The 14,273-nt window shown below is 42.4% G+C and carries 20 protein-coding genes; all 20 read left to right on the top strand.

The genetic code is table 11. The annotated features are described in order from the left end of the window. The first annotated feature begins 3 nt into the window (after positions 1-3). The 20 genes from ACFVQB_RS16570 to ACFVQB_RS16475 all read left to right on the top strand — a co-directional run bounded on the left by ACFVQB_RS16570 (position 4) and on the right by ACFVQB_RS16475 (position 14,246). A complete protein-coding gene (locus ACFVQB_RS16570; RefSeq protein ID WP_379440998.1) occupies positions 4-333 on the top strand; it encodes a hypothetical protein in 330 nt (109 codons plus the stop codon). A gap of 12 nt (positions 334-345) precedes the next feature. Then, positions 346-1,389 (top strand): hypothetical protein, encoded by a 1,044-nt coding sequence (locus ACFVQB_RS16565; protein WP_379440997.1) that lies wholly within the window; start codon positions 346-348, stop codon positions 1,387-1,389. Beyond that, positions 1,389-2,333, top strand: a complete 945-nt coding sequence (locus tag ACFVQB_RS16560; RefSeq protein ID WP_379440996.1) for a hypothetical protein — start codon at positions 1,389-1,391, stop codon at positions 2,331-2,333. The genes ACFVQB_RS16565 and ACFVQB_RS16560 overlap by 1 nt, the downstream gene beginning before the upstream one ends. Before the next feature lie 13 nt (positions 2,334-2,346). Beyond that, on the top strand, positions 2,347-3,138 hold the full coding sequence (locus tag ACFVQB_RS16555) for a hypothetical protein (RefSeq protein ID WP_379440995.1): 792 nt from the start codon (positions 2,347-2,349) through the stop codon (positions 3,136-3,138). 12 nt (positions 3,139-3,150) lie between these two features. Continuing rightward, positions 3,151-3,891: a hypothetical protein gene (locus tag ACFVQB_RS16550; protein ID WP_379440994.1), complete on the top strand. Its 741-nt coding sequence runs from the start codon at positions 3,151-3,153 to the stop codon at positions 3,889-3,891. Next, positions 3,888-4,289, top strand: a complete 402-nt coding sequence (locus ACFVQB_RS16545; RefSeq protein WP_379440993.1) for a hypothetical protein — start codon at positions 3,888-3,890, stop codon at positions 4,287-4,289. The genes ACFVQB_RS16550 and ACFVQB_RS16545 overlap by 4 nt, the downstream gene beginning before the upstream one ends. Positions 4,290-4,301: 12 nt before the next feature. After that, positions 4,302-5,324 carry a hypothetical protein gene (locus ACFVQB_RS16540; RefSeq protein ID WP_379440992.1) on the top strand — a complete coding sequence of 341 codons (1,023 nt, stop codon included), beginning with the start codon at positions 4,302-4,304 and terminating at the stop codon, positions 5,322-5,324. Between the two features lie 179 nt (positions 5,325-5,503). Continuing rightward, a complete protein-coding gene (locus tag ACFVQB_RS16535) occupies positions 5,504-5,806 on the top strand; it encodes a hypothetical protein (RefSeq protein WP_379440991.1) in 303 nt (100 codons plus the stop codon). Next, on the top strand, positions 5,796-5,987 hold the full coding sequence (locus ACFVQB_RS16530) for a hypothetical protein (RefSeq protein WP_379440990.1): 192 nt from the start codon (positions 5,796-5,798) through the stop codon (positions 5,985-5,987). Before ACFVQB_RS16535 ends, ACFVQB_RS16530 begins: the two co-directional genes overlap by 11 nt. A gap of 245 nt (positions 5,988-6,232) precedes the next feature. Further along, positions 6,233-6,649, top strand: a complete 417-nt coding sequence (locus ACFVQB_RS16525) for a Na-translocating system protein MpsC family protein (RefSeq protein ID WP_379440989.1) — start codon at positions 6,233-6,235, stop codon at positions 6,647-6,649. Between the two features lie 728 nt (positions 6,650-7,377). Further along, positions 7,378-7,950, top strand: coding sequence for a sigma-70 family RNA polymerase sigma factor (locus tag ACFVQB_RS16520; protein WP_379440988.1), 573 nt, complete (start codon positions 7,378-7,380; stop codon positions 7,948-7,950). A 145-nt stretch (positions 7,951-8,095) separates the two neighbouring features. After that, a complete protein-coding gene (locus ACFVQB_RS16515) occupies positions 8,096-8,473 on the top strand; it encodes a hypothetical protein (protein ID WP_379440987.1) in 378 nt (125 codons plus the stop codon). A gap of 93 nt (positions 8,474-8,566) precedes the next feature. Beyond that, positions 8,567-9,013, top strand: coding sequence for a hypothetical protein (locus tag ACFVQB_RS16510; RefSeq protein WP_379440986.1), 447 nt, complete (start codon positions 8,567-8,569; stop codon positions 9,011-9,013). A gap of 6 nt (positions 9,014-9,019) precedes the next feature. Beyond that, the gene (locus ACFVQB_RS16505; RefSeq protein WP_379440985.1) at positions 9,020-9,229 is read left to right on the top strand and encodes a hypothetical protein; all 210 of its coding nucleotides are present in this window, start codon (positions 9,020-9,022) and stop codon (positions 9,227-9,229) included. Positions 9,230-9,360: 131 nt separating this feature from the next. Next, a complete protein-coding gene (locus ACFVQB_RS16500) occupies positions 9,361-9,993 on the top strand; it encodes a lytic transglycosylase domain-containing protein (RefSeq protein WP_379440984.1) in 633 nt (210 codons plus the stop codon). Between the two features lie 42 nt (positions 9,994-10,035). Next, positions 10,036-10,830, top strand: a complete 795-nt coding sequence (locus ACFVQB_RS16495) for a sigma-70 family RNA polymerase sigma factor (protein WP_379440983.1) — start codon at positions 10,036-10,038, stop codon at positions 10,828-10,830. A gap of 159 nt (positions 10,831-10,989) precedes the next feature. Further along, positions 10,990-12,177 (top strand): D-alanyl-D-alanine carboxypeptidase family protein, encoded by a 1,188-nt coding sequence (locus tag ACFVQB_RS16490; RefSeq protein WP_379440982.1) that lies wholly within the window; start codon positions 10,990-10,992, stop codon positions 12,175-12,177. An 18-nt stretch (positions 12,178-12,195) separates the two neighbouring features. Further along, positions 12,196-12,822 carry a nucleoside recognition domain-containing protein gene (locus tag ACFVQB_RS16485; RefSeq protein ID WP_063568316.1) on the top strand — a complete coding sequence of 209 codons (627 nt, stop codon included), beginning with the start codon at positions 12,196-12,198 and terminating at the stop codon, positions 12,820-12,822. 6 nt (positions 12,823-12,828) lie between these two features. After that, complete coding sequence (locus ACFVQB_RS16480; RefSeq protein ID WP_062324415.1) at positions 12,829-13,362, top strand: spore maturation protein; 534 nt, start codon at positions 12,829-12,831, stop codon at positions 13,360-13,362. Positions 13,363-13,427: 65 nt separating this feature from the next. Beyond that, the gene (locus tag ACFVQB_RS16475) at positions 13,428-14,246 is read left to right on the top strand and encodes a S1 family peptidase (RefSeq protein ID WP_379440981.1); all 819 of its coding nucleotides are present in this window, start codon (positions 13,428-13,430) and stop codon (positions 14,244-14,246) included. Positions 14,247-14,273: the final 27 nt, after the last annotated feature.

Genomic DNA, 14,273 nt, shown 5'->3' with positions numbered 1-14,273 from the left:
TCATTGACAAAGGTTAAAACTGGTTTTCGTACGTTGTTCGATAAGATGGTAGGTACTAACTCATCATTCATTTCGGACGAAGAGGTAGAGCTTCTGATCTTCATGCTGCGGAGCGATATTATTTTCGATGGGACGGGGCAGCAGTACCTTCCCATGCTTGAAGATTTGGAAAAGGTAGTTCCTGATGAGGTTTCAGGCGAGTTAAGCCAGGGAATGGTTGATGAGGATACACAGCGTCAGGAAGAAGATAGACAGATGCAGATCCGCACCGTATTTCTGACAGCATTGAAAGAGTCGATGCTTCAGGAGTTGAAGGTTCGATATGGTATTTAAGGAGGTGGAGAAATGACAGCGACGATGGTTCAAGGTTTTAGGAGGTACGAGTTTACGAGTACGATTACCAATTTTTTAAGCACTTTGACAACTGAGATGAATACCTATCCATATGAGGATACGAATTGGAAAGTAACTTATTATCCGAAAGATCCATATTCTCAGCCAAAGGCATATAACTCACTGAATCAAACATATGGCACTCCGCTAGGTTCTTTGACGCTAGAGAATTTGAATGATGCATCGCTATTTTTCTCCTTGTGTCTAAACTATTCTGTTTCGTATGGATGGACTACTTATGGTTACCAATTAAGGTGTGGGTTAAACCGTCCTACTGTTGGGGAGGCCCCATATCCTGATGTTTCACTTACTATTGGAGAAGAAAGCAATATTCCCTTTCATACTTCGTCTAGTAATGTAACTCTAAATATCACATATAAATGGACGGTATTTCCTTTAAATGAGGCAATATTCATTTTTGGTGAAGCATTAAACAATATCGGAAATGCCTATCCATTCAGATTATACCTAGGAAGAATGACTGCTTATGAGGAAGAAGACCCTGTAGTAAAAGGAAGTTTTGTAGGTATATTTTCTCACGCTCCTATAGGTAGTGATACTAATTGGGCAAATAACAATTTGTACAGTGTTGGTAGAGGAGTAGTCAGAAATTCACGTAATAACAAAAAGTACGAATTATATAACTTCTGCACTAGTGCCCAAGCTACCTCGCCTGGTTCAGGCAATCGATATTTTGTCTCCCCGTGGTATGTTTTCCAATCTAAAGAGGGGGTTCGAGGTGAGTTCCAACAAATGAGGTCTGTAGTATTCAAAGACGCTAACCAACATCCGGACGGAACGATGATTGACTTGGATGGTAAGAGGTACCATGTTTTTCACGTAAACGACCAACAACAGCCAACCAGTTACAAATATTGGATAGACACGGCAGGTCAGACCAGATATATTCAACCCTACTTCTTTGACAGCAACACGCTACTCGGGGATGGACAAAGAGCAATTTTATTCGAACTACCAACGGAGGTGTCCAAGTAATGGCAGTACCTAAACGATACTCTTGGGTAAGCACAATATCCGAGTTTTCAAACAACGCCGAAATACAGATGGCAGGGGACTCATGGTGGGAAGTGAAAAAATATGCGGCTGCTGCAGTTAGCGGTGGGGGTAACTGGGGCAACACTGTTTTCAAAAATCTTGCAGATAATAGTCTGTGTTTCACTATGGCATTTCATGCTCAGTCATATAATGGCGTTATCAGATGGGGAATGATGAATAATGTAACACCCAAGGTGGATGTATTCACAGATTCTCCAGGCAAGGTTCTAACAGAAACACCGTTTTCGGCTAACAGTAATCAATATAATATTACATACAAATGGACCTTATTCACGACAAAAGACATCATATTTATTCATGGGGAATATCAAAATTATACAGGTAATTCATTTCCACTTCGAATATTTTTAGGTAGATTGACAGCACTTGAATTAGAAGACCCTGCAATCGCTAATGATTTCGTAGGTATATTTACGCACATGCCCTCAAATATCAACAATAGTAACAATCTAGCTAATGGTGACTTTAATGTGGGGCGGGGTATTGTAAGGAAGTCACGTAATGGTACTCTTTACGAATACTATAATTTCACAACAGATGCCCAACTTACTTCTCCGGGTGTAGGTGGCCGATACTACGTCAATCCATTTATGGTATTTAATCCATCAGAAGGAGTACGGGGACAATTCACTGACATGTTCACAGCTTGTTTGAAAGATGCTTCACAACATCCGGACGGATCAATTCTTGATTTAGGTGAAAATAAGTATTATGTGTTCCATGTTATTGATCAACAAATGCCAGCAACTTCTACTCATACACTATGGTACACATCATCTAACAGTGCTAGATATTGCAATCCCTGCTTCTTTGGCAGTAACAACGTCATGGGTGGACAACGAGTCATTCTATTTAAAATATAAGGAGGTTCCTTAGATGTCATTCTTCAGTGGTAAAGTCAAAATGAATATGTTGTTTCAAGCTTTAATTAATGGCTTCAAAGGGATTGCATCCTCCCCCTGGTCTGTTTATTTTGAGACATCGGATGCCTTCGTTATTAAATCGATCGGTTCATCGGGCAAAGACAAGCTATTTATCAAGTTTGAAAAAGGAAATACCAAGGAACCAAACGGCAACTATATCATTGTAACTGTAGCCGAAGATGTATTACTCGCTGACGGAAGTATCCCGGAAGGGAAATTGTATACCACAAGGAACTTCTATTGTCATACCTCTGTTGTTGATTCCAACCTGCTTACTGACTATCAAGTATCGGTTACAGCAGATCGTGTCATCATGTGGTTGGCGGGTGATGTGAATTCCGTAACTGGTATATCCAATTTGGGGTATTTCGGTCTGATGTACCGCTATTCCCAAGAAAATCACTCTGGTGCTCAGGGGATTGGAGTGAGCTACCAGGGATTCAATGGTATTCGTACAGTTAAGGATCTGGATAATATTCAGACCAATAATGTATACAAATCTTATTCAGCGATGGTTCCAACCAATCCGGGCTGGGGCGAGCTCTACCATCTTTCGCCATGTATTATGGCCAATAGTGCAGAAGGTCCCCGAGGCGAATTGCATGATATTTACTTTGCACCCGCAGCAGGTGTAAGCCACGGAGATGAGATTACAGTGGCCAACAAGACATACAAGGTATATTCTCTGACCACAGGAGGTTCAAGCTTCCTACCGGGTAACACCGTAGCTGTATTGATGCAGTAGAGGAGGGAGAATATGGATGTAGCAGGGATAGAAAGCACAATTTATACACCTCAACGGGCAGGTAGACAACATAGTTCGGGAGTACTATATAAGTACGATCAAGGTCAATATCGTTCGAGAGCAACGCAAAGATTATCTCTGTATACGAGCAAAAGCTCAGGGATGGCAGGTCATATGAAGGTGGCAGGAGTGCAGTGCACCTTCCAGGTTGGAGAACTGCATCATCCTGTAGAAGACGTACCATCCGAACACCACATCTATTCCATCTGGGGATACGATCAGGAAGACCTTCCGCAATTCTATAACGGACGTCTTATGCTTACTGACACGCATGGAATAATAGTAAGCCATAGCAGAGAATTAAGTATATTTGATACTACGGGTTATCTTCCAACACACAACACGCCAGAAACCAGATATAAAGGTAGACTCGGCAGAGCAGGTGCGCAAGGATATTTAATTAGGTTAACGAATGGTCGATGGATACATACCACCAAAATCGTTTTTTCGTCCAAGGATTCGTTCAGGGGGGTTATTCGTTCCTACGCAGTAGGTAGAAGAAGCTCAGCATCATCAGAGGGCATACCCCTTCAATATATTGTAAGTCATCTACATCATAGTGAGATGGATAATCTTAAGGGGCATCTTTCTGGCCAATCGGGAGGTAATGGGGGGCCAACGGTACCTACCACGCTGTCACCACGAAGGTACCCTGCTACTTATATTCCAACACGCAGGAGGAGTGAGCGATGAACAAAACATGGCGAATCATGCAGGAGTTGAAAGACGTGTACAAACAGGTAGAGTTGTTCCATACCGTTGAAGAATTAAACGGTGGAGGAGAGTCATTGATCGTTTCGATTTCCATGAAAACCCCTCGTTTTCTGATTAAAACCGTACGTGTTATCCCAGCAAAGGAAACGAATGTGGAGCTTCACATACTTGACAGTGCGGACAAAACGAAAGCCCAAATTCTTTATTTTAATACGGCCGAATTTAGTACGGGCAACTTCATAGACGGGATATACGACAATGTGGATCTTCCGTATGACGATAAGGACGGTACATCCCATTTCCACTTTGAGATTATTAATCCAGGTTCAGTGCCTTCAGGTTTTGTCATTGAGGTAACTGGTTTGACGGTTAGATAGGAGTGAGCGGTCATGGATATCATTACTTATGGCAAAGTGGTCAAGATTTCAAATGAGATTAAGGAAGCCAGAGAGGATAATGTAACACTTGATGCACGATTGGATAAGATTGCTTTAGGCAGCATAACGACAGTGAAGGAAAAAGAGGACCTTCCTTCACCTAGTGTACCTGGTGCATTCTATGGCGTTACTGTGGATGAAAGCAATCAAAATCTCCCTACGTTATATATTTACAGTGACGGGTATAGACGTATCGTAGGATCCGACGTTTCATATAACTCAAATGGAGTACTTAAAATAGATGGCGTGAATGTCATGGTTTATGAGCACCCCGCTTTCCACAGTGCAGACATCTTGATAGATGGAGAACAGAACAAAGCGTTTACCTCTCAGGAAAGACTGAAATTGTCCGGAATTGAAGAGAAAGCGAATTTTTATGAACATCCGAAGACCCATGTGGCGGACATGATTGTCGATGGCATTGGAAAAAAGGTCTTCACTTCTATTGAGCGAAACAAATTAGAGAATATTGAGAGTGAAGCGAATCATTATATCCATCCCGATACACATAGCGCAGATATGATTATCGATGGTGCGACCCATGTGAGCATGACTTTATCCGAGCGTAGGCGCTTGAGTGTGATGGACCCTTGGAATGCAATCAGTGATTTGGTGGATTATACAGACGTAGTTACTTATTTTGCTTTTGATATGCAAGGCCGGGTCATTCGACAAGTCGTCACAGACAATTACACGGAGCAGATAGTCACAGAGCCATTGTTGACCATGCCGATTTCGACAGATGGGTATACCCAAAATGATTCGTTCTTGGTGATATCTGTTGGTGAAGTTCATCGGTTGGATGGACAAGTATTCGTGCAGCTGCCGACCCTGGTCGATGTAATATATCAATATGATGATAAGGGAAGACTGGATTCAAAGTCCATCACCAGGATGGCAGCAACCCCAATTCAGACCAACTTCAAATACATCTATGACTCTCTGGGCAATCGCATAGCGGTTAAGAAATATTAAGGGATAGCTTATGCTGTCCTTTTTTTGTTCCAAAAAAGAGAAATGAGGCTGCACAGGGTTAACATCCTGACGATTAGGACGTATAGAGAGAGTAGTGAAGGTGTGAAGGCTAACACTCGAAGTTTGTTCTTTATTTCCTAATACGTTAGAACACTAATTTATCCAGGAGGTATTACTAGATGAATATTGGACTCACCGCTCATTTCTATTTCAAGGGAAGTGGCAAAAAGAAAACAGTGACATGGATTGAGGACAATCCCAGGCTGCAACAGAAAGAGAAAGATTCCGATAAGGTTGTTCGCGAGATTCCTTTAACTGCTGATGAGGTCAAGCAAGAGTATCGCAGACTTTTTACCAAACATAAAAATGAAGGAAAGTCGATCACTTTGGAAGATACAGATGATGTTGTGCACATCATTGATCTCACCGATGTTCGTAATATTGAACTTACTTCAAAGGAGGAACCCATCGATGCTGTATAGACTGACCTTTGCGTTGAATCATGAGGAGATTATCACGATGGAAATGACCACGGAGAAGGATGATCTAGTTGGTGCAACGGAAGAAGCGTTCGATGTAATTGAGAAGGAGTATGGTGCCAATGTGGTTTTGAATTTGGTGGCGTTCAGCCTGCTCAAAGTTGACGTGCCTTATGAACAATAAGTTTAAAAAATAGATGCTAAAACGAAATAGTATAGTTCTAAGCGTAATGTGCTGCTTTATTTGCATAATTGTAAACCATAGTAAAACCAGTGATATACCCCAAGCCTACTTCTGGGGTCTATTCCTTTTTCATGAAAAGATCGTGGGGACTTTAGTCCGTAAACGCATTGAAACTTGTCTTGTATAAGGAGTTTTGATTAAATTAGGTTTGATTATTGTATTCAGGGACAATAGGAGGAAAAAGGATGATTGTAGGGAGGGATGTGAACATTGAGATAAAAGACTTGGAAAGAGAACTCGCGAAAATGGCATCAAGAATAAGAAAAGATTTTACTGAACGCGGGCCAGTAGATACCAGAGTCGTCATCATGAATTATTTTATCATCCTAAAGTTTACAGCAAAATTCACCAAACCTGAAGCGTTCATGCTTGAACACATGCAATCGCATTCCAGTCAGATCTTTGCCGAATACAAGCTGAAGCTTGCACAAATGATGAGAGAAGATTTCAGTCCTGTTTTCTCCTATATTCACCTGGGTTTGAAAATTGAAGATATTGAAACCATGTTCTTTGGCACTGATTTTGCGGAACAGGTAACTGTCTTTAAAATGAACAAGGATGTTGAGGGGCTGCTGAAAAATGATGCTATAAACATGCCTTAAGACCCATTAAAGTTCTTTTTTTTATTAGATAGGTTCTTAGGAACTAATTTTTGTTGTTGACATTATCCTACATATTTCCTTATACTATCCTTATGGCGATCAGATAGAATTAATAATCTTGACGAAGCCTGTAATTGTATTAAAGGGCTTAAAGACCATATCTTCGGTAATTGGAACGAAATAGATGTCAGACCAAGACCGACACATTCCACCATTTTGGTATTTTCCTAGTGGTGCGCTCTGTGTTGGTCTTTTTGTTTGCAAAAAACGGGCTTTACGTTTCGCATGTGGCTTCGTATATAGTGGGTAAATGGTGTTCTAACGAAGCTGATAAAAATATGTTGCGAACATTAGTTCGTATTTGTTATTCTGAATGTAATAGGTTGGAAAAGTGTCTCTGGATAAATTGTCCCATTGCTGAGTTTGAAAGTTAGTTATATATCTTGATGTGGATCGAAAGGGGAGGTGGATCATCTACGCAATTTATATGTAATGCAAAAGACTTATCTAGCTTTAAGCTTTGCCTGAAGAAGAAGTTTTCATATTTACGAAGAAGTGATAACACTACATATTAGATATGGTTTTTTGGACATCGGCAAGAAATATTTGAAGTTTGATTACGGTGAGAGATACTAGATTGTTGAGTGAGCAAGAATTGATCAAAATTTTAACTATAGAAATGCAAGTTATAGAGTTTAAACAAACAACTAAATAGTCATTGGGGGAAAATGATGATGTCTGCTACAACTGCTATGGGGTTTGATGATTTATTTGAAATTGGGGATATAGATACGTTCTTGAACAAAGCACAGGAAAAATGTCGCCACAAGCTTAGAGGCAAAACGTTTGCAGGGATGGAAAAAGAGGATGTAACGCAGGAGATCATGATTAAGTTGTATAACGCGCTGGACAAGTATGACGCAGAAAAAGCAAAAATGTCGACGTTTGTTGATCACCTGATCGAAAATAAAATCAAGGATATGTACCGCAAATGCATGTCTGAGAAAAACCTCAGTGTCGTTAACGCTGTCCAGCTAGTGTGTACTGATCTTGGCGCCAGTGATGAAAGTGATGGAACAGATACAGCGCTAACGCTTGGGCACCCCGGGTTTGCCTTTGAGAATTTTGAATTCGTAACTGACATCATGGAGAATATGAAGCTAAATGACCGGGAAAAAGAGATTTTTAAACTTCGAACCTCGGGGTACGAGTTTGTAGAAATTGCAGCAATGTTAGGTGTATCCAAGGCACGCATATCACAGTTATGGAAAGCGATTCGTGAGAAATACGAAGCTCTGTAGTTTTAATTAAAGTGGCAATTCATAGCCAAAGTTTGTTGCAGATTGATCAAAAAGTTACATAGAACTAAAAGCACCCTTAACGGGGTGCTTTTTTATGTCGTATAGAGTAATTAATCGTTTGAATAATGGAAGGTGGCAGAAAAATATGCTCAGTGTTGTTGTGTTGGGATTTACGTTGGAAAGTCTGTCGGGATTTTCTGATATTGCTTGGGCCCACCATGATTCATCTACAGCTTCCGACCTAAGTAACCGGGAGTATGCGTTGATTATTGAAAAGGTTGTCTTTCAAGCGGATGCGTTGCTAGTTAATCTTGATGTGGAAAAGCTGACTCCTACTGAGGTAGTGATCTTGCATCATGCGTATATTCAAAACAAACCGACCATGGGTGTAGGACTCAGAGTATGGGAGCCTGTCATTGAGGAGATGTTGTCCAATCGAATAAATGATCTTGAGCGGGCTGTAAAGCATATTCGAACGCATTATACGCTCATAAGTGGCGCCCTAAATGTCTCTCCTGTGTAAATCGTTAACTGCTAGTAATATAACGCGTATAGAGAAATTGAAGAGCTGGATAGCCGGGTCCAAGAAAATTTAAATATATGGAGGAATGATTGTATGACACAAATGATAAAAGCAAAAGACGATACATTAACCGAAGAATTGGTTGCAAGTCTGATTGGAAAATGCGTTCACGCACCAACGAATGTGCATGAGATTCAAACGCCAACAGGCGCAACAACAAAAGCCAATGTATGGTTTGCAGGTATTGTAGCTGGTTATGAAAAAGCCGTTATTGGATTCAACTACGAAGCGGGTGAATTTCACGAAGAACCGCAAACCTACTACAACGTTCATTTAACGGACGGTATGGGATATATTCTCACAAGTGCATTTGAACTGGAGATTCATGAGTTGACACAAGAGGAGTTTGCTCAATTGATCGAGGAGAAGAAGAAAGAGGAGAACACCCCAGAATCCCTTTCCGCTGTAAAACGCGATAAAGAAACAAACGAAGAAACAAACGAAGAAACAAACCCTGAGCTTCTTATCGGTAATGAATAAATGGACATGAAAAATTATGCCTTAGATATCGCTGTAAAGATGTTTACATCGCCATCACCGTTGGACCTAGAAGAACAGATTAACACCTGGATGAATGACAAACACAATGTATTGGTCATTGGACTGGATGTTACTTCCTCTTACGATTCAGCAAACAGCAGGATAGAGTACACGGCAATCTTGGCATATCAGACCAGTGAACGAGATGAGTCTTAATAGGAAAAGAGTAGCCTTTAAATTCGACAACAGACCCTCTAATTAATTGGGACACAAGTTCGTACAAGCAGTGAAAAATTACGGTTTCCTTCTATTATATAAGGCTCAACCTAAGGAGGTGAGCAATCCCGTTGGTCACATTTGAAAAAATCGGGATTATCATTACGGCGGTACTGGCATCGATAACGATATATGGAGGGCTGATTGTACCAGTTGCTTCAAATCCGATTGAAGAACAAAAAACAAAACAAATCCTAAAGCAAGAGAAGCCAGATCCGGACTCTACGTCCCATAAACAAATGGTAGATATGCTAGAGCATTATATCGAATCTTATCAGGAGAAGACGGTAAGTCAGACTAAGCTGTTGAAGTATGTGAAGTGGGTGGATCAATATATTGAAGGCTCCAATATGGATTCCGTGTGGATAATGGCCATGATGTGGCAAGAGAGCCGCTTAATAGAGGATAGCACATCATCTCATGGAGCCATTGGACTCCTTCAAATACTACCAAGTACGGCCAAATCGTTTGGTGTTAGCGGCAGTGACTTATACAAGCCGGAAGTTAACATCAAAACCAGCATTGAATATATGAAATATCTGTTGGAAAAGTATGACGGGAACCTTCGTACAGCAACGATTGCGTACAATCAAGGGGAGGGCAATGTGGACAAAGGCAAGGCTCGCCCCTGGTATTACAACCAAGTGAAGAAACACCATAACAATATGATTCAGATGTTAAAGAAAATCAATAAAGAACGTTAGATTTTTGGTGAACTTCCACAACATTTACATAGGGAGATCTAGATGGATAAATTTTCAGAATATATTAGCATGAATTTGAAGTTGGACAAGAAATTTTACTCTATGGACATTGTAGAAAATATTGAACGATGTAAAGTCGATGAACATTTTCTAGGAGATAGCATTTTGGTTAATGAGAACTTGATTTGGCACTCAGTACATAAATACATTGGAAAACCGGAAATCATTATCAAAAATCATTGTGTGGAAAAAGACGATATTCTTCAATTGGGGCGGCTTGGATTCATTAAAGCGGTCAAAGCATTTGACACGGGGCGTGGTGTGAAATTCAGTTCGTTTGCTGTTACTGCGATTGTTAGGGAAATCCGATGTTTTCTCAGAGATAGCGCAAGTATCATTCGCCCCACTCGCACGGCTACAGAATTAATTAACCGAATCAATCGGCTGGAGCACGATATGGGGTATCTCCCGACAGCTCATGAAATCGCTTTGTTGCTTGACGAGGAAGAGGAGAAAATCAACAAGGCGCTCCAAGTGGGCAAGGGAGTCAAATACCTGGATGAACCTGTTGGAGCAGATGATCAGCAAGCACAAGCGGTTACGTTAATGGATACCATTTATAGCGGGGAAAATATTGAAGAGGGAGTGGTCGACAGAATTTATGTTGACGCTGTTATTGAATCGGTGAAACGCAAGTTAAGCGAGAAGGAAGTCACTGTCCTGAAGCATCGGGTAGAGGGCTTTAATCAAACACAGACAGCAGAGATGGAGGACATTAGCCAGATGAGAGTCTCCAGAATTATGCGAAAAGTGGCCAAGATGCTGGACAATAACTAAATTTAATCAATCCTAGCAACTCATCTTTAAAGACTAAAACATCCCTTCCGCAGCGCATGTGCGAGAGGGATTTTTGTTGTTTTCTAACACTGGGACATACTTCGGGTTGTCCAGACATAAGCTAGTACAAGATTCCAAGTGACCCGGAGGAATGAATCGATGCGAAAATTAATGAAATTTATGGCATGTATGCTTGTACCTTTGTTTCTGTTTCCCTCTTTTGGGCTTGCTGAAGCCCAGGGAACCATACCTGGCCCCTCAACCCATGCGCAAAGCGCGGCTCTCATTGATGTGACGTCGGGCCGAATGTTGTACAGCAAAGATGGGGATAAGGAACTCAGAATTGCCAGCTTGACCAAAATCATGACGGCGATTGTAGCGATTGAACACGGTAAACTGGATGACAAAGTAAAGGTAACTTCTTCGGCTTTTGCCAAAGAAGGGTCGTCCATCTATCTCAAACTGGGTGAAGAAATGACACTGGAAAACATGCTGTATGGGCTGATGTTGCGATCAGGCAACGATGCGGCATCGGCGATTGCTGAACATGTCGGTGGATCTGAGGAAGGTTTCGTCCTGTTAATGAACAAAAAGGCAGAGCAAATTGGACTGACCCATTCCCATTTTATGAATCCCCATGGACTTGACGCAGACGGTCATTATTCCACCGCCAATGATCTGGCACGCTTAACCGCGTATGCGCTCAAGAATCCGATTTTCAAACGTATAGTTGCGACAGATAACAAGTCGGCTCCAAATCCGAATGAGAGCTGGGAGTACTCCTGGCAAAACAAAAATAAAATGCTGCGGTTGTACGAGGGAGCCGATGGCGTAAAGACCGGCTATACCAAAAAAGCCTTCCGTTGTCTGGTCAGCTCTGCTACCCGCAATGGACAACAGCTTGCTGCCGTAACCCTGAACGACGGCGATGATTGGAATGACCATGCGCGTATGCTGGATTTCGGTTTTGAAAACTTCCCTTTGGTGGAAATTGCAAAAAAGGAACAGCCTGTACAAAATACGGATGTGGTCACAGGCCGCGGGTTCACCTATCCTCTGGCGAAGAGTGAGACATCCTCATTGACGAAAAAGCTGATTTTTCTCGAAAACCGTGTCCAGCAGAGTACAGGGGGAGATGCAAAATCGACAGAACCTTCTTTTGGACTGGCCGGCCGAATTGATATGCAGCTTGACGGGAAATTTGTGGGTTCAATTCCTGTGTATCGCAAAGGAAGTTATATTCCGCCGGAGCCGAAGACAGAGGATGCAACTCTGGGAGGGGTCGGTGAAATTTCTACCTGGGCTTCTGCTTGGCGCGCAGTATTAAGCCATTTGTTATCTCCATAATGAAGGGAGGGTTATCCTTTGATCAATCTAATCTGGCTTCTCATGATTGTAACAGGCTTTGCTTTCGCAGCAGCACAGGGCAAAATTGAAGTGGTTACCCAGGCGGCTTTTGATGGAGCAGCAACCGGAGTAACGGTCTGTTTTGGGCTGATCAGTGTACTCGTGTTCTGGATGGGCATGATGAAAATGGCTGAGGATGCCGGGCTGCTGGGCCGAATTGCGAAGCTGCTGGGTCCGGTTGTTGGCTTTTTATTCCCTGATGTTCCGCGGAATCATCCAGCCATGGGCTATATTTTATCCAACATGAGTGCCAATCTGCTCGGCCTCGGCAATGCGGCAACCCCAATGGGAATCAAAGCCATGCAGCAGCTGCAAGAGCTTAATCCGGATAAACAAACTGCTTCCCCTGCCATGTGTACTTTGCTGGCTCTGAATACGGCGAGTATCACCATAATTCCGACAACCCTGATAGCCATTCGTCTTAATTATCATTCCGCCAACGCCACGGAAATTGTAGGCACAACGCTAATGGCAACTATTATTGCGACATTTGCAGCCATCGTAGCCGATCGCTGGTACCGAAACAGGGCACTTCACAGGCCGCCACGTGTACATAAAAGTGACAATCCCGGTATGAAAGGATGAGCAACGTTGTTAACCTTCATCAACTGGATTTCCGTCTGGGCCATTCCGGTTATCATCGCGTTTGTTCCATTATATGCGTTTACCAAAAAGGTCCCGGTCTACGAATCCTTTGTTGATGGGGCCAAAGATGGCTTCTCTACGGCCATTAGCATTATTCCCCATCTGGTAGGTATGATGGTAGCGATCAGTGTATTCCGTGCTTCCGGTGCATTGGATTATGTGATCAGCCTATTCGCACCCCTTGTGTCCTGGATGGGGGTTCCGGGAGAAGTATTGCCACTCGGTATTTTGCGTCCTTTGACCGGGACAGGCTCGCTTGCCTTTACGACTGACCTGATCAAAACCTATGGCCCCGACTCGATGATTGGCCGCATGGCTTCCACGATTCAAGGAAGTACGGATACAACCCTATATGTATTGACTGTTTATTTTGGAGCCGTAGGCATACGCAATGGTCGCTATGCACTCAAAGTCGGGTTGTTTTCCGATGTAGTTGGTTTCATTGCCGCCTTGGTCATTTGTTTGATTGTATTTGGTTAAAAAATATGCCTTCTCCTTCCGATATATGAATTATGCTAGAATGATAGCGGAGGAGAGTGAGAACCATGCAAAAAAGTTGGAAACGAATGCTCCGCTTTGGAATGTCAGGCATGCTTGCCATTGCGTTGCTTGCAGGACAGACGGGGTTGGCCGCGGCTCAAGCCGTTAATACGATTCATTTTACGGGTTACTTCGATAAACAATTACGTGCTCAGTTGGCCGTTACAGCAGATTCTTTTCCAGTTGTGAACGTGCGTCTGGTCAAGCAGGATGAACCCGATACAGTATATTATGATGTGGGTACATCAATACTGATCTCCAAGGATGAGGTGCTAACCAACTATCATGTCGTTCAGGAGTTTGCTGAACTGTCTGATGGGGATGAAGGCACACTTACTGTAGCAAGCCCAGGTCAACTGGACAAGCCGGTTAAAGCCAAAATCATTAAAACAGATCCGGTGACAGATATGGCATTGCTGAAGCTGGACAAAGAAATCGACGCACCACCGGTGACGTTTGCTAATGCGAAAGATAATCAAATTGTGTATACCATCGGATTTCCTAAAAATTCAGCCGGGGAACTTGTGCTGTTGGACGAAGATTTCCCTTCAACTTATAATACAATCGCCAAGAGCCGAGTATTTAATTCACAAGATTCCGACGTTCCAGGCAAGAAGGGTATTGGCAGTATCGTAAAATCAGTGGCACAAGGCAATTCAGGTGGCCCTGTTCTGGATCAGAACAATCGGGTGATTGGCATGATGACCTTTGTATACGGAGGACGTACTTATTATATTACTTCCAAAACGTTGCAATCCTTCATTAAAGAAAGTGCAACCCCTGCGAAAAAACAGGTCGTTGTTGCTGGGAAAGTAGCCAATTAACCTTATTATTCACATTGCAATGGTTAC

Origin of the sequence: Paenibacillus sp. NPDC057886 (assembly GCF_042796655.1) — a bacterium.
Classification (GTDB): domain Bacteria; phylum Bacillota; class Bacilli; order Paenibacillales; family Paenibacillaceae; genus Paenibacillus.
This window is presented reverse-complemented; position numbering and strand designations above follow the sequence as displayed.